Annotated in this window: 22 protein-coding genes, 1 tRNA gene and 3 pseudogenes; 14 read left to right on the top strand and 12 right to left on the bottom strand. The window is 60.4% G+C overall.

Translation table 11 applies throughout. The features are described 5' to 3' along the window. Positions 1-157: 157 nt before the first annotated feature. Both KQH55_RS00405 and KQH55_RS00410 read right to left on the bottom strand, forming a co-directional pair. Complete coding sequence (locus KQH55_RS00405) at positions 158-2296, bottom strand: UvrD-helicase domain-containing protein (protein WP_235089973.1); 2139 nt, start codon at positions 2294-2296, stop codon at positions 158-160. A 181-nt stretch (positions 2297-2477) separates the two neighbouring features. Continuing rightward, complete coding sequence (locus KQH55_RS00410) at positions 2478-3092, bottom strand: cytochrome c5 family protein (RefSeq protein WP_076796750.1); 615 nt, start codon at positions 3090-3092, stop codon at positions 2478-2480. 372 nt (positions 3093-3464) lie between these two features. Between KQH55_RS00410 and KQH55_RS00415 the strand changes: the two genes are divergently transcribed. Together KQH55_RS00415 and KQH55_RS00425 are read left to right on the top strand one after the other, a co-directional pair. Further along, positions 3465-3540 (top strand) — tRNA-Arg (locus tag KQH55_RS00415). Positions 3541-5417: 1877 nt separating this feature from the next. Further along, positions 5418-6533, top strand: a complete 1116-nt coding sequence (locus KQH55_RS00425; RefSeq protein WP_139337425.1) for a hypothetical protein — start codon at positions 5418-5420, stop codon at positions 6531-6533. Between the two features lie 29 nt (positions 6534-6562). On the opposite strand, the gene KQH55_RS16745 is transcribed toward KQH55_RS00425, so the two are convergent. Both KQH55_RS16745 and KQH55_RS00435 read right to left on the bottom strand, forming a co-directional pair. Next, positions 6563-6895, bottom strand: coding sequence for a hypothetical protein (locus KQH55_RS16745; RefSeq protein ID WP_212667368.1), 333 nt, complete (start codon positions 6893-6895; stop codon positions 6563-6565). A gap of 222 nt (positions 6896-7117) precedes the next feature. Then, positions 7118-7264: pseudogene (locus tag KQH55_RS00435) on the bottom strand (IS3 family transposase); the annotation flags it as partial. A gap of 285 nt (positions 7265-7549) precedes the next feature. On the opposite strand from KQH55_RS00435, the gene KQH55_RS00440 reads away from it, so the two are divergent. Further along, positions 7550-8725, top strand: a complete 1176-nt coding sequence (locus tag KQH55_RS00440; protein ID WP_235089992.1) for a nitronate monooxygenase family protein — start codon at positions 7550-7552, stop codon at positions 8723-8725. On the opposite strand, the pseudogene KQH55_RS00445 reads toward KQH55_RS00440, so the two are convergent. Continuing rightward, positions 8691-8843 (bottom strand): annotated as a pseudogene (locus tag KQH55_RS00445) (hypothetical protein); the annotation flags it as partial. The gene KQH55_RS00440 and the pseudogene KQH55_RS00445 sit on opposite strands and share 35 nt — an antisense overlap. Before the next feature lie 125 nt (positions 8844-8968). Beyond that, entirely contained in the window at positions 8969-9499 is a 531-nt protein-coding gene (locus KQH55_RS00450; protein ID WP_076787512.1) for a cytochrome b, read from the bottom strand. Between the two features lie 68 nt (positions 9500-9567). On the opposite strand from KQH55_RS00450, the pseudogene KQH55_RS00455 reads away from it, so the two are divergent. The 5 genes and pseudogenes from KQH55_RS00455 to KQH55_RS00475 all read left to right on the top strand — a co-directional run. Further along, positions 9568-9831 (top strand): annotated as a pseudogene (locus KQH55_RS00455) (3,4-dihydroxyphenylacetate 2,3-dioxygenase); the annotation flags it as partial. Positions 9832-9964: 133 nt separating this feature from the next. Continuing rightward, positions 9965-10690 (top strand): hypothetical protein, encoded by a 726-nt coding sequence (locus KQH55_RS00460; RefSeq protein ID WP_235089974.1) that lies wholly within the window; start codon positions 9965-9967, stop codon positions 10688-10690. Positions 10691-11091: 401 nt separating this feature from the next. Then, positions 11092-11304, top strand: a complete 213-nt coding sequence (gene rpsU / locus KQH55_RS00465) for a 30S ribosomal protein S21 (protein ID WP_041752963.1) — start codon at positions 11092-11094, stop codon at positions 11302-11304. Between the two features lie 535 nt (positions 11305-11839). Next, positions 11840-12070 carry a hypothetical protein gene (locus KQH55_RS00470; RefSeq protein WP_139337427.1) on the top strand — a complete coding sequence of 77 codons (231 nt, stop codon included), beginning with the start codon at positions 11840-11842 and terminating at the stop codon, positions 12068-12070. A gap of 108 nt (positions 12071-12178) precedes the next feature. Next, positions 12179-12997, top strand: a complete 819-nt coding sequence (locus tag KQH55_RS00475) for a Cof-type HAD-IIB family hydrolase (protein ID WP_076796791.1) — start codon at positions 12179-12181, stop codon at positions 12995-12997. Between the two features lie 110 nt (positions 12998-13107). Here KQH55_RS00475 and KQH55_RS00480 read toward each other — a convergent pair whose 3' ends face one another. Next, the gene (locus KQH55_RS00480) at positions 13108-14172 is read right to left on the bottom strand and encodes a glycosyltransferase family 4 protein (protein ID WP_235089975.1); all 1065 of its coding nucleotides are present in this window, start codon (positions 14170-14172) and stop codon (positions 13108-13110) included. 803 nt (positions 14173-14975) lie between these two features. Between KQH55_RS00480 and KQH55_RS00485 the strand changes: the two genes are divergently transcribed. The 3 genes from KQH55_RS00485 to KQH55_RS00495 all read left to right on the top strand — a co-directional run bounded on the left by KQH55_RS00485 (position 14976) and on the right by KQH55_RS00495 (position 17030). Further along, on the top strand, positions 14976-15077 hold the full coding sequence (locus KQH55_RS00485) for a protein phosphatase CheZ (protein ID WP_076785700.1): 102 nt from the start codon (positions 14976-14978) through the stop codon (positions 15075-15077). Positions 15078-15292: 215 nt separating this feature from the next. Further along, a complete protein-coding gene (locus KQH55_RS00490) occupies positions 15293-15796 on the top strand; it encodes a DUF2844 domain-containing protein (protein WP_076787509.1) in 504 nt (167 codons plus the stop codon). 16 nt (positions 15797-15812) lie between these two features. After that, a complete protein-coding gene (locus KQH55_RS00495; RefSeq protein ID WP_235089976.1) occupies positions 15813-17030 on the top strand; it encodes a DUF3443 domain-containing protein in 1218 nt (405 codons plus the stop codon). Positions 17031-17342: 312 nt separating this feature from the next. On the opposite strand, the gene KQH55_RS00500 is transcribed toward KQH55_RS00495, so the two are convergent. The 3 genes from KQH55_RS00500 to KQH55_RS00510 all read right to left on the bottom strand — a co-directional run bounded on the left by KQH55_RS00500 (position 17343) and on the right by KQH55_RS00510 (position 19634). Next, complete coding sequence (locus tag KQH55_RS00500) at positions 17343-18113, bottom strand: ferredoxin--NADP reductase (protein WP_076796794.1); 771 nt, start codon at positions 18111-18113, stop codon at positions 17343-17345. Between the two features lie 191 nt (positions 18114-18304). Beyond that, positions 18305-19108 carry an endonuclease/exonuclease/phosphatase family protein gene (locus KQH55_RS00505; protein WP_076787504.1) on the bottom strand — a complete coding sequence of 268 codons (804 nt, stop codon included), beginning with the start codon at positions 19106-19108 and terminating at the stop codon, positions 18305-18307. Between the two features lie 34 nt (positions 19109-19142). Continuing rightward, positions 19143-19634 (bottom strand): hypothetical protein, encoded by a 492-nt coding sequence (locus tag KQH55_RS00510; RefSeq protein ID WP_212667369.1) that lies wholly within the window; start codon positions 19632-19634, stop codon positions 19143-19145. Positions 19635-19863: 229 nt separating this feature from the next. On the opposite strand from KQH55_RS00510, the gene KQH55_RS00515 reads away from it, so the two are divergent. After that, positions 19864-20841, top strand: coding sequence for an AAA family ATPase (locus KQH55_RS00515; protein WP_076787502.1), 978 nt, complete (start codon positions 19864-19866; stop codon positions 20839-20841). A 30-nt stretch (positions 20842-20871) separates the two neighbouring features. Here KQH55_RS00515 and KQH55_RS00520 read toward each other — a convergent pair whose 3' ends face one another. Together KQH55_RS00520 and KQH55_RS00525 are read right to left on the bottom strand one after the other, a co-directional pair. Beyond that, a complete protein-coding gene (locus KQH55_RS00520) occupies positions 20872-21066 on the bottom strand; it encodes a DUF2905 family protein (RefSeq protein WP_076787500.1) in 195 nt (64 codons plus the stop codon). 20 nt (positions 21067-21086) lie between these two features. Then, a complete protein-coding gene (locus KQH55_RS00525; RefSeq protein ID WP_235089977.1) occupies positions 21087-22277 on the bottom strand; it encodes a class I SAM-dependent methyltransferase in 1191 nt (396 codons plus the stop codon). Between the two features lie 13 nt (positions 22278-22290). Between KQH55_RS00525 and KQH55_RS00530 the strand changes: the two genes are divergently transcribed. Together KQH55_RS00530 and KQH55_RS00535 are read left to right on the top strand one after the other, a co-directional pair. Beyond that, positions 22291-23124, top strand: a complete 834-nt coding sequence (locus tag KQH55_RS00530) for an SDR family oxidoreductase (protein WP_235089978.1) — start codon at positions 22291-22293, stop codon at positions 23122-23124. Between the two features lie 76 nt (positions 23125-23200). Continuing rightward, positions 23201-23596: a dihydroneopterin aldolase gene (locus KQH55_RS00535; protein WP_076785695.1), complete on the top strand. Its 396-nt coding sequence runs from the start codon at positions 23201-23203 to the stop codon at positions 23594-23596.

The raw sequence follows: 23596 nt of genomic DNA on the forward strand, positions 1-23596 counted from the left end.
ACGGGCTTTCATTGTGCGAAGCCCACGCGCCGTCCGGTTGCCGCGCTTTCACGCGCCTTTTCGATGATTGCCAGGCCGTCGGCCGCATCACGGGCGCTGACTGGCAGCGGCGTGCCGTGCCGTGCCGTACCGCGTCCGCTGCGCGGCGTGACGGTATTCAGCCTGGCTGTTTCTGCAGCAAGGCCTTCAGGCTCGCCAGCCGGTCCTTGGGCGTCATCGGCGCTTCGTCCTGCGTGGGCGGCGGCGCATCGTCCAGACGCATTTCCGCAATAAAGCGGGACGGCTCGCACACGAGCGTCTCCCTCGCGCGCTTTCGCTTCTTGCAATAGTTCAGATGCAAGCTGCGCTGTGCACGCGTGATCGCGACATACATCAGGCGGCGCTCCTCCTCGATCCGCGCGTCGTCGATCGGCTCATCATCGGCGCCACCTCGGTGCGGAAGAATGCCTTCCTCGACGCCCACCAAAAATACGTGTGGATACTCGAGGCCCTTCGACGCATGGATGGTGGACAGGCGTACCGCGTCCGGATCCTCGTCCTTGCCATCGAGCATCGACATCAGTGCGACGGTCTGAATCAAACCCAGCAGGTTCTTGCCGGTATCGGCCAGTCCGTCCGCATTATCGTAGCCGTATGCATGTTGTTCGTCATCGTCGTCGGCATCCTCGCCGCCCGGCTTGTCGGCTCCGCCGAGCGTGGCGTCGCGCTCCGGTTTCGTGCCTTTCTTCTTGAGCCATTCGAGGAACTCGAGCACGTTCGTCCACTTGGTCTGCGCCTGGCGCTCGTCGAATGCGTCATACAGGTACGCTTCGTAATGGATGGCTTCCATCAGGTCATCCAGCAGCGTCGTTGCCGGGTCGGTGCCGGCCCGTGCCGCGATGCGCTGAATGAAATCGCAGAACACCCGCAGCGGCTCGATCTGACGTGGCGACAGCCGCGCCTCAATGCCGCCCATATAGACTGCCTCGAACAGCGACACCTTCGCCTGGCCGGCAAACGAACCGAGCGCCTCTAGCGTCGTGTTGCCCACACCGCGGCGCGGCGTGGTGATCGCGCGGATGAACGCCGGATCGTCGTCGTGATTAGCGATCAGCCGGAGATAGGCGCAGATGTCCTTGATTTCGGCGCGATCGAAGAACGACTGTCCGCCGGACAACACGTACGGGATACGCTCGCGGCGCAGCACCTGCTCGAAGATCCGGGCCTGGAAGTTGCCCCGGTATAGGATCGCATAGTCGCGGAACTGCGCGCGGCGTTCGAACTTGTGCGCTGATAGGCGGAACACCACCGATTCCGCTTCGTGCTCTTCGTCATTGCATGGCGTCACGGTAATCGTGTCACCCATGCCATGTTCGGACCACAGCTTCTTCTCGAACAGTTTCGGGTTTTGTGCGATCACGCTGTTCGCGGCGTTCAGGATGCGCACCGTCGAGCGGTAATTTTGCTCGAGTTTGATGACCTTCAGACGAGGGAAGTCCACTTGCAATTGCGCAAGATTCTCCAATGTCGCGCCGCGCCAGCCGTAGATCGCCTGGTCATCGTCGCCGACTGCCGTGAACGCCGCGCGCGGGCCGGCGATCAGCTTCAGCAGCTCGTACTGACACGCGTTGGTGTCCTGGTACTCGTCCACCAGCAGGTAGCGCAGCCGGTTCTGCCATTTGTCGCGCACCGGCTCATTGTCGCGGAACAATTCCGTGGGCAGCCGGATCAAGTCGTCGAAGTCTACCGCCTGATACGCGTGCAGCGTTGCCGCGTAATTGCGGAATACGATTGCCGCCTGCATCTCGTCCTCATTCTGCGCGAGCACACTGGCTTGCTCCGGCGTGACCATGCCGTTTTTCCACAGCGAAATGATCGACTGGATCCTGCGAATCAGTCCCTTATCCGTCGTGCCGACCTGCTCCTGGATCATGGCGAAGCAATCGTCCGCGTCCATGATCGAGAATTGCGGCTTCAAACCGACATGTGCTGCTTCCTGACGCAGGATCTGCACGCCTAGTGAATGGAACGTGCATACCGTCAGCTGATTAACGGGCACTTTGCGGCCTTCCTTGCCAGGCGTCGTCAGCGTTTTGCCCTCGAGCAGCTTGCCAACCCGTTCGCGCATTTCGGCTGCCGCCTTGTTCGTGAAGGTGACCGCTGCAATGCGACGTGGCTCGAAACCTTTTGCCTCGATCAGATAAGCGATCTTCTGCGTGATGACACGCGTCTTACCGCTACCGGCACCGGCAAGCACGAGGCAGGGGCCGTCGAGATAGGTGACGGCGGCACTTTGCGCGGGGTTTAGGCTATACATGGAGCGTAGCGGAGGGCGACGACGCGCGCTGCACGGATGCGTCGCGTCGAACGATGTGGTTCGCTGGGACCGGGATGTTAACACAGCGGCGCTAACACAGCGGCGCGCCGTGGACAGCCGACGCGCCGCGCGGGCCTAAAGTTTGCAGACGGGTTGACTGCGCCGCTTCGTGCCGATCCGGCTATTTGGCTGCGCCTACCATATAGTCAACGGCCGCCTTCACGTCGGCATCGGAAGCGTTCGAGCCGCCTTTGGGCGGCATCGCACCTTTGCCGTGCAGCGCGTAGTGGTAGACAGTGTCCATCGACTCCTTTAGCCGTGGCGCCCAGGCCGCCTTGTCACCGAGCTTCGGTGCGCCGGCTATGCCGGCGGCATGACACGCTTGGCAGACCTGCTGGTACAGTGCCTTGCCAGCCTGCGTGGCGTCCGCGCTTGCGGACGTGGCGGCGCTGCCGGACGGCGGCGCCGAAGAAATCGCGGCGATTGCGGCGGCTGCAGCTTGCGCGCTGCTGCTACTTGCCGCCGCGGCGGATTGCGTTGCGGCGGCCGATGTGTCGGACGCGCGTTGGACTTCGCCTAGGGTGCTCGCGTCGCGGATCTCCACGCGGGCTACGGGTGCAATACGGCGGGAAACCTGCTCGTGCGACAAACCGTCGGTGCCGGCACCGGTGCGGGTGGCGTTGTCCACATAACTGACGAGCAGCGCAATGATGATGACCGGGAGCGCAAAGCTGGCAATGACCAGCGCGATGAGCTGCTTCGGATTTTTGATCGGGGCTTCGTGTGCTTCGCTCATGCTGTCTCGTCTCTCTAACAATGGATTCGGTAAAGCGTGGTAGCGAACGACAGGACCTGCCAAAACGACTGCCGATAACAACCGTCGATCGATTATAGACGCAAAGAAACGGGACGTGACGGAGCTTCCCGTGCGATCAAGCGGGTGTTTACCCAATCAAAGCCCGAATGTACCGGTGCCAATCTTTACCCCGTGTCATCACCTACTGAGAGCTTGGTAAGCCGGGGACGTCTATGTACGGGAATCGTTGCGGGACCCGCGATGGCTGGGGGCTGGTATTTCCCCCCATATCGGATGGACGACACAGTCGAGTTGCGTTATACTTTTGGACTGCTTTAGCGTCCGTTTTCCTCGGATGCCCTTCAATATGATGCGCCCGTAGCTCAATGGATAGAGTACTGCCCTCCGAAGGCAGGGGTTGCTGGTTCGATCCCAGCCGGGCGCGCCAAATTTGTCGAAAAATCAAATAATTAGCTCGCTCTTGCGCGCAAGCTATGCGTCGAAAAAGGCCCGGAATGGCCTAGCTTGGGACTTTCAGTGTACCCAAATTTGTACCCATCCGTCCCCGATGCCCGGACCTAATTTTACTTTGCTAATTCGTAAGGCCCCGCGCCGCCGCGTGCCCGCCCGGTTTCCCCCGTGGGTCCTCCGACGATTGCTCTGGAGAATTGGGAGGGGGTGGCAGGGGGAGCCTGCCGAGCGCTGGCCGCTTCACTTCTGCCTGCCATAGGGCAGTGGGTGATCGAAAGTTTTTAATTTTAAATCAACACGTTGCGTACGCATGGCGGCTGGTCAATCTTCGTTCGGGTACACAATCGGGCCTAAAACGGGACGAAACAACAAGTATAGACAAGGGTACGCCGTGCCCGTGGCGGGGCTGTAGTCGGGCCGTAGACCATCGCCCACCATATTGACCATGCGCCGCCTAGCTTCTGGCAACGCGCTGCGAATGCGCGTGCACGCGTGGACTATCTGTTTGCCGTTTGCTGTGGTTGCCTGCTGTTCGAGCGTTTGTAATACGTTGCGAGCTGCCGGTTAATTTCAGTCATCTTATCGACACAACACACCATTCTTCGCTCGCTGCCGGGAGGCTTGCTGACATTGTCGCAAGTCGCGTATCTGTGCCGCACTCCTGGAGCGAGCGAAGCAACGCGACGAGATGCCGACGCCGTGGGACGTGGGCCCGGCCTTCAGCGATTACGCCGTCTTAGGATCAGGGGGGAACACAATTGCCCATTGTGCAGCGAGGCATGGACATTGGAATTTGCACACTGGCTTGCAAGAGATGTAGACCGGGAAATATTCACGCATCAATTCTTATCGGGCAGGTTTAATCGGGGCCTACTGGGCGGGCGCGTCAGCCGCCTCTGAGTGTTTAACTTGACCGGGACCGATTGAACAGCGTTGCTTGGGGGGGCGGTTTTGCGATCCTTCCGGCTGGCATATTCGATGCTGTGGCAAATCAGATACACGATCCAGGTCTGCGCCGCTGTGCTGGGATAGGCTGCGCCGATGGCTCGGCCAGTCCCCTTGATCGTTGATCACCGCAATCAGGATTTCCTGGCAACCGCCGGTCTTGAGTTCGTTGAACGCCGGCATCAAGTCCTGCCCCTGGGCGATGTTATCACTCCCTTCGCTAGCTTGCCCAAGCCATGCCTTAGGCGATTCAGGCAGCAGCCCAAGGGCCTCCGCCTAGAGGCTACCGTGCGTTTTTTCATTGGCCTATCCATGACTTCGCCTTTCATGATATGCCTCACCTATAAAAATTCGGACAGGTCCGTCATGATGTTCACACACGACAAGTATTTACTAGATCCGGGTCGTGTAAAGTGAGCAATAACGTTTTGCGTACCGTGAGCTTATAAGCGCTGGTTAGAATGACGACCCGCAACATCGGTTGCATTGGGCGATGAATGAATGATGATTGAATTTGATGACATTATCTGTGTGGTCAGGCGCAGTAACATGGGCAAATCAACGGTGTTACGCGCCTGCAAAGCGGGCGTCGGTATGGGCGGGGATAAATGTCAGGCGGCAGTTCCTGGGCGCCTAAGGCGGAAATTAAGGCTCACGCACCCAAGGGTATCAGTAGCGTACAGCACCTATGGCTTATTTTGTATGGCTTGACCGCTTGACGCTAATGAACTGATCCGCATGAATGCCTTCGTGTTTTCCCTTTTTGCGTCACTGCGTAGCCCAGTTCCTGGCAACACTTGCTCAAACGGCTTTCCCCATACAGTCTCTAAAAGTAGCGGAGGTTGCGCTGAATCCATTGATCTAATTCATTAGAATTTCTGATGTTAGTTAATACAGTTAATAAGGTACTTGGATGAAAAAAAGCATTGTCTGCAACCTAAAGGTCTGTCGGTTATGCTCAGTGTAATCACGATGCTCGTGGGTTGCGGAGGCAATACACCGAACACTTTAAGCCCAAATGATAAGGATATTATTTCACCTACTTCCGGACCTGAACTATCCGTCTTATCGAAGGAGAGCCGGACACCAGATCGCTTAACAGTGGAGCCAGTGGAGGTAATCGCCACCAGTTTTGCGGACATCCAAGCGGCTAACGCTGCATTGAGGGCTTCACCGGCAGAGCAGCACATCAACCCAAATAATGAAAATATCCAGTTACCGTTTTTAACGGAGGGAGCGCCTCCAATTGCAACTCCATTGGCACCTCGATCACCCGATGTGGAGAGAGCCAGCGCCGAGCCGGCATCTCCCCTTCTACAGAATATAAGGGCTACATTGGAGAGTAATCCAAACACGTCCTATCATAACATTAAAGATGAAAATCTTGAGCGACTCGTATTTAGGCTGATACGTAGGTTTCGACTCGACGCCGATAGTATTCCATTTGTGATCAAAGCACTAAATAAATTATATCACCGTGGTCCCGAATACTATGCCGCTCTGTCGGACGTCTATGGTGATCCTGCTGAAGAGCACCATCGGCGCTACGAACACGTATCGTCATTGTTTGACATAATTAGGCACAGCGCAATGGAAACCGAGCCATGGCGTGAGAGACCTAACCCATTTTTCTTTAGTGATGCGCTTAAGGTGTTAGCTCAAGCAATATTATTGCAAAAATCTGCGGAGCAGGAACAGGGCACCCCAAATTTGGTCGATTTCAGCGAGGTTTGCGAGAAATTCGAGTCGTACTTTAACGAACACGATAATATGAATATTCCTATTGATTTAAATAGGATTAAGCTTAAATTATCCGGGAATAGTGTATCACTATCTGAGTCGCTCGCTCCCCGCATACTTAAATTGGAAGAGCTGTCAAGGGCAGACCACAATCTGGGAAGGGAAGGGCTTAAGTATTATTTGAGCTATTACTCTAATGCCCTCCAGGATGCTGCCAAAACAGGTGTGCTGAAAGACGGTGATTTTAAAGACATTTTGGAAAGCTTACAGAAAAAGTACTATTGAGATCGATAGCATAATAATCCCTCCTGTTACTATATTCCTGTTCTGATAATCGGGGTCTTGGTCAGCCAAGCCCGGTACAATTGCCGCCCCAGTCGGGAGGTATTGTCGCCGGACCTGGTGGGTGACTGGTGATCGCTGGTAGGGGGCTGGAATGATGCGACGCTGTCGATGTTTTCGTCGTCGATCAGTCTTCCACCATCGATACAATCCCAGTGGCCGCTGCCCGTGGCATCGCGATCATTGCTAAAGTCGCCCGCTACTTGCCACATTCGCTGCGTTCGCTTTGATTGATTGATCAGCCGCTCGCCGAACTCGCCATGCTGCACGGTTTTGACGACAATCTCACTACTCACCTCACTCAAGCCAGCAACCGCATTCGCGACCTGGGTGCCCCAATCTATTGGACTCTTAAACGCATTTTCGGACCGCGCCCGCACTACCTGTCAATGATCGCCGCTACGGAGCCGAATTGGATCGACGTATTGGCGCGATCTCAGAATCGCCGTATAGGCGATGACTGATGATTGGCGTAATGGCGCTAGCGATGCCGTAATCGGAACGCCTGTCGAACTTCCATCAACGAATGTAAATTCCGCTCCCTGGCCGGTTGGGCGCGATTTCGGATAGCCGTGCAAACGCGCTGCTCGGTCCAACGCTCGAGCGACGTATAAGCCCAAGATGTCGTGGTCCACGACGGGCGTCATTCGCTCCTTTTGGCATCGCGCGCGGCGATTCGCGCGGGGCACGGCTGGCGCGCCAGATGTCCCCGCACGTGTACGGTCCGACGTTGCGGCAAGGTGACGCGTTGGTCTGCTTATGTGTGGTGCCAGGCGTGCGCGCCGGCAGCGCATTTTGTTGACGAAGATTAAGGTGCGCCAACCCTGCGTGTCGCACACTGTCGCTTTGAGCGGGTTTGCCCGCCATCGTCGAGAGGTTTAACCGTGCTTGTGCAAAATGTCATATGCGAACGCCTCAGGATCAAGAGCAGAACACTGCTGCCGATCGTACAGGGAGGCATGGGCGTGGGCGTGTCTGCACATCGTCTGGCGGGAACCGTCGCATCGCTTGGCGCGGTAGGCACGATCTCGAGTGTGGACTTGCGCCGTCACCATCCGGATTTAATGGAACAAAGCCAGCGTTCACGCGACCGGCAATTGATCGATTCGCTGAATCTGGAGGCGCTGCGCCGGGAAGTAGCGGCCGCATTGCAGCTAGCTTCGGGCAATGGCTTGGTTGCGGTCAACGTGATGCGCGCGGTGTCCTCATATGCCTCATACGTCACCCAGGCATGCGAAAGTGGCGCAGGTGCGGTCGTGGTCGGCGCGGGTCTGCCGTTGGACCTGCCGGAGTTGACTGCCGACTTTCCGGACGTGGCGTTGATTCCAATCTTGTCGGATGCACGCGGTATCGGCCTGGTGCTGAAAAAGTGGATGCGCAGAAACCGCCTGCCGGACGCTATTATCATCGAGAACCCTCGTTATGCGGCTGGGCATCTCGGCGCGCCGACGCTCGATGGGTTCGACCATCCGAACTATGCGTTCCAGCATGTGCTGGAAGGCGCGCGCGAATTGTTCAAGACGCTTGGGCTGGAGATGGAGAATATCCCGTTGATTGTCGCGGGGGGGATCCACAGTCACGAGCAGGTTCGGCATCTGCTCGACCTCGGCGCCAACGCCGTGCAACTGGGCACCGCGTTCGCGGTGACGGAAGAAGGTGACGCGCATCCAAATTTCAAAAAGGTGCTGGTTGAGGCAAAGCCAGAGGACATCGTGACGTTCATGAGCGTGGCCGGCCTGCCTGCGCGCGCCGTGCGCACGCCGTGGCTGGCCAGCTATCTCGAGAAGGAGCAGAAGCTGCAGCGGGCCGCCAAGCCGCGGCGATGCACGGTCGGATTCGACTGCCTGCAGCAGTGCGGGCTGCGCGATGGCATTGGCAAGCATGGGCAGTTTTGCATTGATATGAGGCTGGCCCATGCGCTCTCGGGTGACGTCGGGCGAGGATTGTTCTTTCGCGGCTCGGAAACATTGCCGTTCGGCCATGCAATCCGTCCAGTGCGCGAGTTACTTGATTATCTGCTAGGTGGCGTGACACAGGTGCGTGCGCCGACGACAGCGGCTCGGCCATATACAGATGCAAGCCCGGTCCGCCAGTGTATTTCCGCTGCAGCTCGTCCTGGTGCTCCAATGCCTTAACCGGATCGTTGGTAAAGCCGACCGGCAGTTGCGAAGCGTTGGTGTAGTACGGGTTCTCGAGTGTGTGAGCCTGCAGGGCCTCTCTCTTCCTGACACTTGACCATTCGGACTCGGACATGGTCGAGCGACGACGAGTCGGGTGGCGGCCGAACTGCAATAGGAAAATCCGGCGTTCGATGCGCGTCGGGTCGTCGACATCTGGGCTGACGGCCGGTGCCGCGCCGGCCGCGCGCGGCGCATGGGCTACAGCATCCGGCGCAGCGTCCGGTCCCGCAGCAGCACGTGACGGCCGATCGCGGCCAACGCATGCAATCCGATCACCCAGTAGAACAGGTTGCCGGTGAACTTGTGCATTGCCTTGAGCAGTGGCCGCGCGACAGGATCCGCGCCGATCAGCCGGATGTCCAGCCCGACGATCGGCAGCGAGACCGGGTTGCCACCGGCGTTGACCATCAGGATGCCGAGCAGCGGCTGCGTGAAGATGAACAGGTACAGCGCCAAGTGCACGACGCGCGCAAGGAACACCAGTATGCGTGTCGACTCGACCTCCGCGGGCACCCCGTGCCACAGGCGCCAGAGTAACCGCAGCGACGCGAGGGCCAGTACCAGCGAGCCGGAACAGAAATGAATTGTGTTCCAGAATGTGCGGCTGTCGCTGCCCTTCGGGCCGCGTACCTCGATCGCGACATAGGCGAGTGCAACGAGCAGGAAAATCGCCCAGTGCAAGAAAATGGCGGGCTTGGAATAACGATCCGTCGCGGGGGTGGCGGGCATCTTGATATCCTCTATTATTGTGATGGTGGGCCGGGCGCCCGGCAAATCGGACGTCATGGCGCGTCGATCGGCAAGCGGCCATCGACGGCCATCGCATCATCGGCGAACGCTGTCGTGTGCTGAACGTCGATACCCTTATCGTTTCCGATGTGCGCTGTCTAGTCAATGCCGGCTACTACGTAAACCGCAACGCTCATTTTTGAGGAACTTACACGAGCAACGAGGTGCCGTTCTTCATCCAGGACATGACGTATGGGTACCCGGGCAATCCTGCGTTGGGACGGTTGATTGCTCAGACCACGACCGAGTACGGTGTGCATACGCACGAGATTGGCAACCGTGGCGCGAACGCGACTATGCCAGGCAGTCGCCAACGTTACTGATTGGGCAATTTTAGCGCCGCCTTAATTTCAATTCTTAAAATCATCGGCCGCAAAAAGCCTGAATATCGACAAGAGAGGAAAAATGCGGGCAATTATGGCGGTGGTAGGCGTGTTGAGTGTGGCGGTGGCGGCGTGCAACGGTAGCCAGGTGTCGCCGACGGGTATCGTCGGCCCGTATTCGGGAACCTGGAACGGACAGTCCGCCCGGATCCTGGTGCTGGATGATGGCCGTTTCTATGTGCGATACATGAAGGCCGACATACCGAGTGCGCTGGCCGGCGTGGTCGCAGGTACGATCGCGTCGGGGGACGGGAGCGTCGCCCATGGCAGCGGCATCGACTACAACTACGGCGACCCAGGCGTAACGACGCTGACCTGGAGCGGCAGGTATGCGGCCCGCCAAGCGATCGCGGCCAAGGCGACCTATGCGGACGGCAGAACGGCACAGCTGAATGCGCGCTATGATCCGTGCTGGGCCCGAGCGACGTTGGTGGCCGCGACCGGCAGCTTTTGCGGCGCGGGGATGGCTCACCGGAAAACACAAGTCGATTTCGATGCCCTGCGGCTCACCGTGGACGCCAAGGGGAGCATCGTCGGCCTATCACAGCATTGTCAGTTTTCCGGTACGCTCGCGCCGCGCGTAGACAGCAACGTCTATGACGCGACGCTGAATTTCAATGGCGGCGCCGGTTGCGCCTACCCGAATACCTCGGCAAGCGGGATCGCCATGATGCACGATACGCAGCTGGAAATGTTTGTCCAAAGCCCCGACAAATCCAGCATTTTGCTCGTCATGGAAAAGCAGTAGCGGGCTTAGATGCCCGATCCGGGCGTTGCGGCCCCGACGTGCACCGACGGCGGCGATTGTTGCGACGATGATTCACACCGCGATGATCCGAGACGCTGGAAAAACGCTGGAGTCTATGCTATCCTGCCACGCTTTGGAGCGAGAAGGGTGTCCCGGTTGACCTGTTCCGGTGTTCCACCGCTTCTCATCGCGCCCGCCTACGCGTTTGCTTCCCCCTATATTCCCTGAGGGCCTGCCCGCCATCATGCGGGCGGCGCAGTTGTGGTCCGATTTTCCGGGCACCGTCAATACTGCTGCGCGCCCATCGGGCTTCCGCGTGTCGACGCATCTTGCGTGAGCGGGGGGAAAGCGGCAATGCAAGGCGCCAGGGCGATGAATGTATTGAACCAGCCAGGGACAACATGACCACGATTGTTATCAAGGAAAACGAGCCGTTCGAAGTGGCGATCCGCCGCTTTCGCCGAACCATCGAGCGCAATGGCCTGATCGCCGAGTTGCGCGAGCGCCAGTCGTACGAGAAGCCGACGGCTGTGCGCAAGCGTAAGAAGGCCGCCGCAGTCAAGCGCCTGCAGCGTCGCCTGCGTAGCCAGCAACTGCCGAAGAAGCTCCACTAAACGGCTTGCCGGTCCGCCCGCAGGCGGATACGCATCGATCCAGACGGCCCATGTCCACCGGACATGGGCCGTCTGTCGTCTTTGCGTCGATGACGGTGGCCCAAGTTTGCGCTCGAAGGTACCGAGCACAATCGTAGTTGCGCAAGATACCTGCCGACAATACGCTATTCGCCCATGCCGGGGAAGTGTTAGCGCATGCCTTCCATGCTGCCGAGTGAAATGCGGTTCAGGTGACCCGGCACAGCAAGTCGCATCTCAAATCGAACTGCTGCGCAATCGAGGTAAGGCGGTCTTGCCAGTCGCGATGATTGAAGCTGTCGTGCATGCTTTGCCGGCAACTGAGCAACACGACCGTCGGGTGGGCCGCTGTGTCACGAATAGTATTCCGGTGGCGCGTGCAGCCGATCCGGCAAATAAAGGGGAAGACAAGCCTTAACTTACCGAGCGGTAAAGGCGCCAGTTCAGGGCAGCCAGTGATTATGGATTTCCATCGGGTGACGAGGCGAGCGGCGCTTGGCTTGGTTTGCGCGCCATCGTGCACGCACAGCGCGCGCTGGACGGCCGCGATATCAACGCGATGGTCGCTACACTGGACGCCGGCGAGAACCTGCCGGCGGCGCTATGCAGCGGTCTGGCATTGCCGATGGCGAAATATGTCGGAACTGCAGTGAGGGTTCGCTTCGTATCTCCGGCTGGAGATTCGGCCGATGGCGCGTTGCGCCTGGCGTCGATGGCCGCCGCACAATCGCCGAGCATGCTGCGCTGAAGTGGCGTTAAAGTGGTATGCTTTAGCGCGTTTCACGCGCGTGAGTAGCACGCGGCCGTACGTGCAAGCCGTATCTCGCCAGCGTACTTCGTTCTCAGTGACCTATCTATGTACCAAGTCATCGCCACTGATCTGGACGGCACGCTGCTCAATAGCGATCACCAGGTCGATCCGTTCACTGTCGCCACGCTGCAAGAGTTGCAAGCGCGCGGCCTGCATTTTGTGATCGCGACCGGGCGACATTTCCGCGACGTTGCGGGAATCCGTGACCGGCTCGGCATCCGGCCGTATCTGGTCACTTCCAACGGCGCGCGCGTGCACGATGCGCGAGACAACCGCATTCATGCGCACGATCTGCCCGCGGATATCGTCAAGCGGCTAATGGCGCCCGATATCGCCGGCACGCATGGCCGTGTCATCGTCAATTTGTTTGTCGACGATGCATGGCTGATCGATCGCGAAGCGCCTCAGCTGTTGACGTTCCATCAGGATTCCGGGTTTCGCTACGAGGTTGCCAACCTCGCGGCACATGATGGCCAAGGGGTGGCGAAGGTACTGTACATCGGAGACACCGCTGACCTGCGCGTTATCGAGCGTAACCTGGCCCGGCATTTCGGGGATGCGTTGTACGTGACGTATTCGCTGCCCGATTGCCTCGAGGTGATGGCCGCTAGCGTGTCGAAGGGACGTGCGCTGGCACTCGTGCTCGAGCAACTTGGCCTGCCGGCCGAACGGTGCATCGCATTCGGCGACAACATGAACGACATCGACATGCTGGAGTCAGTCGGACACCCGTTCATGATGGGCAACGCCAACCCCCGATTGATCGCGCGGCTACCCCATGTCCCGCGCATCGGCAACAATTTCGAGGCCGGTGTCGCCCACCATTTGCGCGCATTGCTCGCGCCGCAGCGCGAGCCCGCTTAAAACGGAGATAGTCGTCGTCATAGCCATAATAGATGGGGCGAGGAGCGACATACACTGCGGGTGGCGGCGCATAGACCGATGCGATCGATGCCGCCACGCGGGCGGCTTTGTCAGCCTGCCGCGACCTTGCGAAGCATCGGCTGGCGCGCGCCGCGCGCCAGTGACGCATACGCGTCGACGTAATGCTGTGCCATGATCCGCGCCGTGAAACGCTGTTCGAAGCGCGCGCGGATTTGTTCGCGGGACAGCGCCTCTACCTGCGACAACGCGGCCACTGCGCCGTTGACATCCTCGCAAATGAAGCCGGTTACGCCGTGCTCGACCACCTCGGGCACTGAGCCGCGGTTGAAAGCGATCACCGGCGTGCCACATGCCATCGATTCGATCATGACTAGTCCGAACGGCTCACACCAGTCAATCGGGAACAACAACGCTTTCGCACCGGACAAGAAAGCCGGCTTCTGTGCTTCGTTGATTTCGCCAATGAACTCGACATCGCCGAGTGAGAGTAGAGGCTCGATCTCATTCTTGAAGTATTCGCGATCGACCTTGTCGACCTTGGCGGCGATTTTCAGCGGCAGACTGGCCTGCGCGGCGATGCGGATCGCGTGATCGACGCGCTTTTCCGGGCAGATGCGGCCTAGGAACGCCAAGTACGTCGGCTTGATGTCCGTTTGCGGCACGAGTAGGTTTTCCGGCAGTCCATGATAGATGGTATCGACCCACCCGGCACGCGGCAGCGGCCCACGCTGCGAATCCGAGATCGAAATGACGTGTGCCTGCGGGAAGCTGTCAAAGATCGGTTGCAGCTCCGGCAGGTCTAGGCGCCCATGAAGTGTGGTGACGAACGGCGTGTCGATCTGCGAGAACAGGGGAAACGGCAAATAATCGAGGTGAAAATGCAGGATGTCGAACTCGTGGGCCACGCGGCGCACCTGTTCGAGCATCAACATATGCGGCGCCATCCAGTCGCGGATGGACGGGTCCAGGCGCAATGCGCGGGGCCACGCCGCTTCAAGGCGTGCCGAAGTATGCGAATCGCCGCTCGCGAACAGTGTCACATCGTGACCCAGCTCCACCAGCCCTTCCGTCAGGTATGACACCACGCGCTCGGTGCCTCCGTAGAGCTTGGGCGGCACAGCTTCGTGCAGCGGTGCGATTTGTGCGATACGCATTGCGTGCTCTCCTTACGAAAAATCGCCCTGCGCCTCGTTGCTGGAGGCGCTGCGTGTGGGCAACGCGGAAAAAAATCGGCGAATCGGACCGCCAGTATGCCGCAGTTGCGGTCAGTCCGACGGATCGCGATATCGCGATCGGAAGTTTTATTATCTAGGCGAAAGCGAGGAATTCGAGCAATTTTTCAAAACCTTAATTTTGTTACAGTGCGAAACATCGGCGCAATATTGCATTCCGATCCATTGCGCCGCATTAGCACATCGTGAGGCGCGACGAAAGCCACTCGCACATCACGACGCGGCGAAGGCGAAGGCGAAGGCGCTGGGAAGCACTGTCCGTCGCCACGCAGTTCCAATGGACCCTATCATGCCACGCTCAACCGCGAGGCGAGGCGGGGCGGGGGCAAGATTCGAACCAGCCTGCGAGTACGTTGCCAACTTGTTGTTCTTAAAGGTTTAAGAGTTGTGCCACACGCCACTGGCCTATTGCCGATGTGTAATTTGCACCGTGCTCATGTAGGAATATTTTCTCCATATATAGAAACCTTCCAGCGCGGGCGGGATACTCCTTTCCGATTTAGGCACCGTGAGTGTTCTACGAAACGCGATTCACGTTGGGCAGCGTGGTATGGCGCACCGATCGACGGCGAGCAAGTGCGTACACTGATGGCCGACACGCGTTCGTTCCTGCAGAAAGTGCCCGTGTCGACATAAGCCAACAACGTGCAGTTGCCCGAGGACATGTCGGCCGATCGGCATGAGCCGCTCGCCGCCGCGCATGCCCCATCTTGACGGGGAGTCCGTTGAGCCTGCCCTATGGTCCGCAGATTAATCCCGAAGGGCGTACCGACAGCGTCACCAATCAGCCCCAGGTCGATGATCTATTGACCAGTCTTGGGCGCTGAGATTGAGTAAAAGATGGGCGCGCAAATGCGTCGCTGCGTACGATTGCAATCCATTGGAACAGGAACGGGGCACCGCAGGCGCGGGTCCTGGCGGTGCGCCGTCAACGGCTTCGGGCGGCGCCGACGAAGTCGGGTGTGATTCGTTACATCGCGTACATGGCCTGGGCGTGCCGGGAAAACCGGTGAAAAGGCAGTGTTTCAAGGAGGAAGCCAAAATGAATATCCAAACAGCGTGCACCGCACTAGCTGGTGCCACGTTCGGCGTGGTACTGGTGGCACACGACGCGTGCGCCGCCCTTGGCAGCGCGCCGAGCTACGCGAGCAACGCCGCATCCAGCCAGGCCACGCTGCGCGCGGCCGTTGCCGCGTCGCCATCGACGGCGTCCGGCGCCAGCGCAACGACCACCCCCTATACCGTGCAGCAGACCATGCTACCCACCGGCACCGTGGTACGCGAGTACATCGCCGATGGCACCGTAATCGGCATCGCCTGGTCCGGTCCTCAAATGCCCGAGATGCGCACGTTGCTGGGTACCTACTTCCCACAGTACGTCAGCGATATCCAGATGCAACGCCGCGACCAGGGCGGCCACGGGCCGGTGTGGATGCGCAGCGGTGACTTAGTCGTACATTCGGGCGGGCACATGGGCGACTTCAGCGGGCAAGCCTTCCTACCGCGGGCCTTGCCGGCCGGCATGACCGAAGCGGATATCCGCTGAACACAGGAGTGCTATCGTGACCCTAGTCAATACACGCCGCGGGCTCACATGGCGCGCCGCGGCGCTCATGGGCGCCATGACGCTGGCCGCGTGCGGAAGCGGCGGCCATTCCAATTCGGCGGTCAGTTCCGCTCCCCTGGCGGCCAACGTTGTGCCGATCACGGTGGCACGGGGGCTCGACCGGGTGGCCAACATCGGCACTGTGTCCGTCACCATCTGCGCAGCCGGTAACGCCGCGCGGTGCCAGACGCTTGACAACATCCAACTCGACACGGGTTCGTATGGCTTACGAGTGGTCGCCGCGGAATTGTCACCCACATTGCGCGGCGCGCTGCAGCAGGCCACCGTGCCCAATTCGAATGCGCCGCTTGCATCGTGCGCGTTGTTCGCGGACGGATATTCGTTCGGTTCGGTGCGCATTGCTGACGTGACGCTAGGTGGGCGGACCGCCAATGCGATCCCGATCCATTTAATCGGTGATACTAAATTCACGACAGTGCCATCCGACTGCGTCGTAGGTCGCTCAGAGAACACCACGTCGGAGTTGCATTCTCGCGGCATCCTCGGTGTCGGGGTGGCAGCCGTGGACTGCGGCAACCGATGCGCGACCAATGCGGCCGCCAGTTCCTACTTCAACTGCGCGAGTGCGTCCAACTGCGTGCAGACCGTCGTGCCGCTTGCCCAACAGATCGCGAACCCGGTGGCGAACGTGCCGATCGACAACAATGGCGTAATCGTCGATATGCCCGCGATCGGCCCCTCGGGACAGTCTTCGGTCAGCGGCACCTTGTTGCTGGGTATCGGCACCGCATCCAACAACCAGCTGGGCAGCGGTGTGATGGTATCGACCACCGATGATTCCGGTAGCTTCAGCGCGACGTACAACGGCTCGAGGATCACCGGGTTCACCGATACCGGCTCCAACGGCCTGTTCTTTACCGACGCGTCGTTGCCCGTGTGCGGTTCCGGCAACCCGTTCTATTGCCCGCCTGGCCAACAAACCAAGATCCTCACCGTGACGGGCGCAAATGGTGCCACCCAGGCCGTCAATCTCAACGTGGGCAATGCGTCGATGCTGCTCAGCACGCCTAATACGTTTGCGTTCAACGATTTGGCCGGACCGATGCCCCACTACTTCGACCTAGGCATGCCGTTTTTCTATGGGCGGCGCGTGGCGGTGGCGATCAGCGGCAAGTCCACACCATCAGGCAATGGTCCCTATGTGGCATTTTGACGTGATGCACTGAGTGACCGGTGGCCGTGCGGGAGCACGGCCACCGTTGCCATTATCGGCTATCGGCGCGTCGTCATATTGACGGCTGGGCGGTCTGCAATTCGGCGTGTTGCGGCGGCGGCATCATGTGCCATGATACGCCCAAGCTCACCGGGCACCGAGCGCCCAAGACGCTGTCGCTTCGCAACGTTGCATAGGGTGCTGCAAAGCCTGCTCGACGAAGCCGTGCCGAGTCGCGACATGCTCATCATCCTCAAATCACGGTCACGGCGGACAGCGACCTGGCGATGATTTCGCCCGTGGTCCGGCGTGTCAACCGACAAAGGCCTTTTCGACCACATAGTGGCCCGGAGCCGAATTGCTGCCTTCGGTGAAGCCCATGCCATCGAGCAGTTGCCGTGTGTCACGCAGCATATGCGGACTCCCACACAACATGATGCGGTCGTTGTCGATCGAGAACGGCGGCACGCCGAGCCGCTCGAACAATCCGCCCGTTTCAATCAGCTCCGTGATGCGTCCGCGATTCTGGAACGGCTCACGCGTCACGGTCGGGAAATACACCAGTTTGTCGCGGATCAGCTCGCCGATGTGCTCGTGCTGCGGCAAATGCTCGGTGATGTACTCCTTGTACGCAAGCTCATCGACGAAACGGCAGGTATGCGTGAGCACGATCTTCTCGTAGCGATCGTAGACGTCCGGGTCCTTGATGACCGACATGAACGGAGCCAGGCCGGTGCCGGTGGAGAGCAGCCACAGCGTCTTGCCGGGCAACAGATTGTCGACTACCAGTGTGCCGGTCGGTTTCTTGCCAATGTAGACCTGATCGCCCACTTTCAGGTGCTGCAGCCGCGATGTGAGCGGGCCGTCCTGCACCTTGATACTCAGGAATTCGAGGTTTTCCTCGTAGTTCGCGCTCGCCAGGCTGTACGCGCGCAGCAGCGGTTTGCCATCCACTTCCAGGCCGACCATGGTGAACTGACCGTTATCGAATCGAAAGCCCGGATCGCGGGTGCAAGTGAAACTGAACAGCGTGTCAGTCCAGTGATGCACGCTGAGAACGGTTTGTTGGGTCAGGTTGCTCATGGTGTTTCAGTCGGATCGATGGCCGTCGGGCCCGGCACGCGCGACGGTCTGGCTAAATAAATTAGGCACGTTACCATTTTACCGCGTCGCGGCAAAGTTATCCGGTGCTTGGACAATGGCGCGTCGCCAGACGCAACCAGCGGCACGCGGGGCAACGAGTAGTAGGCGCGTTGCAACGCCGTGGACCCGTCCTAGTCCAGCCGCAACCGCGCTATGTACGGCAAGTGATCCGATAACCACGCGGTGCGGGGTGCGGGCTCGAGCCATTGCATTGGCGTGATGCCCCGTACGAACATCTTGTCCAGCGCCAGCGCGGGCGAGAATGCGGGAAACGTCTTGCCAGCCTCGCCCAGCGTTGAGGCCACCTCGCGCAAACCGATCTCGGCGAACAACGGCTCCGAGTCGTTCTTCCAGTCGTTAAAATCGCCGGCGAGCACCAACGGGCCGGTTGCCGCCTCGCGGGCGATCCAATGGGCGATCCAGTTCATCTGGCGCAATCGTGACTGGCGGGTGAGCGCCAGATGGACGCACAGCAATGTGATCGGCGTGTTGTAAAGCGTCGCGCGTGCCACCAGCAAACCCCGCTTCTCGAAGCGGTGCGCGGAAATGTCCCAGCGCCCTCCTAGGTCGAGCGGATGCGGCGACAGGATCGCATTGCCGTGTCGCCACGATGGCTTGAACACATTTGGCCCGAGCGCCAGCTGTAAGCGCAATGCTTGCGCTATTTCGGTAGCCTGGCACTGCCATACGTCGGTAAGCGCGCCTTGCAGCGGCTCGCCGAAGCCATTGCTGGCCAGCACGGGCGCGGGCATCCGGCGCGCCATGGCCTCCTGCAGGAAATACAGGTCGGCCGGCGTTGCCTGCATCCAGCGTTGCATCGACTGCCATGCCTGCAAGCCGAGCGGCGAGCGGCCCTTATGCAGATTCCAACTGACGGCGACGAATTCCTTGTCGCCGGTGCGCGGCACGCTGGGCAAGGTATCGCCGTGTCGCATCGGTCGACTATCCTTACGCGAGTTCATCACCCGTTCACTGTTCCACAATGCTCGCCTGTACGCGATAGACGAGTTGCGGGTCGTGGTCCACCAGCTTCCACGCTACCGTTCGCCCGGGCGGCACGAGCAGGCCGGGATGGACAGCGGTGACTCGACGCGGCTGCGGTGGCAGCGCACAACCCTCGGCGGTCTGTGCGGCACGCGTATCCTCAAAGATCTCCTGTACGTCCAGCGACAGAACCGCCTTGCCGCCGTCAACGTGGGTCGGCGACACGGTCAGCGTGCGCGACAACTCGATGCTGGCCACCGGTTGGTTCTGGCAACCGAGCTCATGCACGACGCTACGCTTGTGTGTCTCCGACTTCGCTTGGCCGACCGTGGTCGTTGCGCCAAAATGGTCGACACTGCGCCCGTCCTGCACGACTTCAATATCCCAGCGTACCTTCGGCGGACCCTCCTGCGCGCATGCCACGGCGGCAACCGAGGCCAGCAGCACGCCGGTGGCGAGTGTACGAAGGGCATTCAACAGACTTGTCATAAGGGATTCAGACTCGGATCGCCCGATGGATTCATGCTCCGCACGGCGGCCGAGTTCTGCATGCACGAAACGGTCATGATAACGGGGTTTGGCCACGCGCGCGGACACCACGCGGCGTTGGCAGCAACGCCGCGTGACTGCTAGCTTGCACAACTTATTGACGCCGATACACTGAATTGGCGCCGCGCGGGGCGGCGTGGCAGCAGAGGAGGTGAATATGACTAACGCAATGGTCAAGCAGGAAATCGCGGTGGCGGCTTTCAAGCCGATCTATGACTTAAGTCAGATCGAGACGGCCTTACATGACTTGTCCGATGGCGCCAGCGAGGCGTTGCGAAGCACCTACGAGAAAATGCTGAAGGTCGGCGCGTTGCGCTTTTGCGTCAAGCCCAACCGGTTGCCGTCAATCGACGCGCTCCTCGCCGAGTCCCCAAACTTTAGCGAGCCGCTGGAGGACGTGCGCAAACAGATCGCGCTCGTGGCCGAGACCGACGACAGGCTCGAGTTAATGCCCATGCTGCTGCTGGGCGAACCCGGCATCGGCAAAACGCATTTTGCCCGGCAACTTGCGCGCCTGATCGGCACCGGCTATCACTATGTCGCGATGAGTTCGCTCACCGCGGGCTGGATTCTGTCCGGGGCGTCGTCACAGTGGAAGAATGCCAAGCCAGGCAAGATCTTCGACGCGCTGGTCAACGGCGCCTATGCGAACCCACTGGTGCTGATCGACGAAATCGACAAGGCGGGCGGCGATGCGCAGTACGATCCACTCGGCGCGCTGTATGCGCTGCTCGAGCATGACACCGCGCAGTCGTTCATCGACGAGTTCGCCGAAGTGCCCATCGATGCATCCAGTGTGCTTTGGATCGCGACGGCCAACGACATGCACTGCATTCCGGAGCCCATCCTGAACCGGATGAACGTCTATGAGATCCCGACGCCGGATCGCGATGGCGCGCGCCGTATTGCCCAGTCGATCTACTCAGAGATCCGCGAATCGCACGCATGGGGCGCGCGTTTTCCGCAAGCGCTCGAAGAGGCGCCGCTGGACGTGCTGTCAACCTTGTCGCCGCGCGTGATGCGGCGCGCCATCATCCACGGCTTCGGCAATGCGCGGCTGGCGGGACGCGATGCGGTGAGCGCGCACGACGTGGTACTCGATCGCCACGCGCGCAGACGCTCAATCGGGTTCTGACGCTGCTCGAGCCACGCCGCTGTGCGGCGACTAGAGCAGCCGCACGATTAGCGAGCCCAGCAGTGTCAACAGCAGCGTCGACATGAACGGCAACGGCAGACGGCGGCCGCGCCAGCTGAGCGCGAGATCCCCGGGCAAGCGACCGATGCCCAGTCGGGCGAGCCAGGGCCAGCTCGCGCTAAGAATCACGGTGGCAATGAAGGTGGTCAGCAACCAGCGGAACATCGACAGGTCAGCCTCATGAGTCACAGCATGTGCGAACGATCGCCGCGCTCAAACGCGCCCAATGCGCCATCCAGGCCGCGGCAAAACGCGATCACTTTGAACAGTTCGCCCATCTCTGCCTCGGACAGCAGCTTCTGTACCGCATTAGCCGCGGGCAGGAAGCGAGCCGGATCGGCCGGATCCAGTTGCGCCAGCGAGTCCGTGATGCCTGCGTTCATCAGAAAGCGTGCTTGCGACGTGTATCCGAGCAAATGCGCGCCCGCGTCGTGGGCAGCCTGCTCGATGGCGCTGAACTGCACATGCGCGGTGATGTCCTGCAGGCCGGGGTAAAGGAACGGATCGCCGTGTGCACGGTGCCAGTAGTGGCACATCAACGTGCCCTCCGTGCGCTGTGGATGGTAATACTCAGCAGCCGGGAAACCATAGTCGACGAACAACGCGGCGCCGCGGTCGAGCACCGAGCACACGGTGCGCACGAACGCGGCAGCCGCCTCGTGTGTTTCGGTCACGTAGTCGTGCCGGCCAGAAACGCACGCGAGCGCGGCCGGCACGGCGGCGGCATCCAGCGGCCGATCGGCGAACACGAAGCGGCTCGCATCCGCCACAGCGACGCCGCGTTCATGCCACAAGCCATTTTGCCGCGCAAACAGACGCACTGGCATGGCGTCCAGCACTTCGTTGCCAACCATCACGCCCTCCACGCGCTCGGGCAGCGCATCGACCCACTGGACGCAGGAGGCGAACTGCGGTGCAGTTTTCGCAATGCACTCGCGCTGGCGCGCGCGCAACTCGCCGGACAATTCCACGATCGTGTAACGCGCACACCCGACACCGAGCGCATCCAGCGTGCGCAGCAGGCCGGCGGCGAACTTGCCCGTTCCCGCTCCGAATTCGACCACGTGGCGTGTGCCGGTAGCGCCGAGTATCTCGGCCACCGGCTTGGCGAACGTCTGTGCAAACAGCGGCGAGAGTTCCGGCGCGGTGATGAAGTCGCTCCCATCGTCGGGACCGCGGCCGAACTTGACTAGACCACCGCTGTAGTAGCCTAGACCCGGTGTATAAAGCGCGAGTTCCATGTACCGGTCGAATGGCAACCACCCTCCGGCCGCAGCGATTTGACCGGCGATGTGCTGCACTAACGCACGAACGTGGGCAAGCTCGGTATCGCCAGGAACGGGTAAACTATCAGGCTGCGTTGAATTCGGCTTCATTCCCGCATTGTAAATGAGCGACCCGTCGTGCGCCGGTCAGTATCCGGCTTCCCCTTCTTACGCGCCGTCCGTGCGCCGTGTCGCACTGGTGACCGGCGCAGCACGGCGCATCGGCCGTGCGCTGGCGCTTGGCATGGCCGCGCGGGGTTGGGACATTGCGGTCCACTACCATACGTCCGAGGCTGACGCGCAGTCGCTGACCGCCGACATACAGGCGCTGGGCCAGCGTGCTGTCGCGTTGCGCGCCGATCTGGCCGACGAGGCACAGGTGCGGCGCCTGGTGCCGGATAGCATCGCCGCGCTCGGGCGCATCGAATGCGTGGTGAACAACGCGTCGCTGTTTGACGAGGATACGGCAGCCACGTTCGGATACGGCACGTTGTTGAACATGACGGCGATCAATGTCGGCGCGCCGCTGGCGCTCGCGCAGGCGCTGCACGAATCGATTCCGGAGGTGGCGCGCGAAGACGAGACGTTGCGTGGCTCGGTCATCAACGTGCTCGATCAGAAACTGTACAACATGAATCCGGACTATCTGTCGTATACGTTAACGAAAGCCGCGCTGCAGGCGGCCACCGTGGCGCTGGCCCAGGCGCTCGCGCCGAAGCTGCGGGTCGTGGCCGTCGCGCCCGGACTCACGCTGCGCTCCGGTAGCCAGACCGATGAAAGCTTTAGCGACGCGCACCGGCGCACGCCGCTTGGACGCGCATCGACGCCGGCCGACTTGGTTGAAGCGGTGTGCTACCTGGCCGACGCGCGCGGTGTGACGGGTGCGACGCTGCTGGTCGATGGCGGCCAGCACCTCGTGCCGTCGCCACGCGACGTGATGTTTATGACGGATACGTGAGCGCGATGCTTGCGTGCTTACTGCCGGGCCGGGCCATGCCGCGCGGCCACCGCCTCTACTTTTGACTGGATCGCCCATGCTCTCCGCCCTTTCGCACCCAAGCCTCGCAGACTGTCGGCGCCTGTTCCTGCGCAACTACGAGATTTCCATCAACATTGGCGTGCATGATTTCGAAAAACGCGCCGAGCAGCGCGTCATCGTCAACATCGACCTGTTCGTGCCGCTGGCCGAATCGACGCCGCGCGCCGACAAGCTGGCCGAGGTCGTTGACTACGATTTCATGCGCTCGACCATTGCCCAACGGGTCGCGCGCGGACACGTCCATCTGCAAGAGACGTTTTGCGATGACGTTGCCGCCGCGATGCTGGCGCATCCGAAAGTGCGGGCAGTGCGCGTATCGACCGAGAAGCCGGACGTCTACTCCGACTGCGAGTCAGTGGGCGTTGAAGTCATCCGTATCAAGGAAGCCTGA

Source organism: Mycetohabitans sp. B3 (genome assembly GCF_021498065.1).
Taxonomy (GTDB): Bacteria; Pseudomonadota; Gammaproteobacteria; order Burkholderiales; family Burkholderiaceae; genus Mycetohabitans.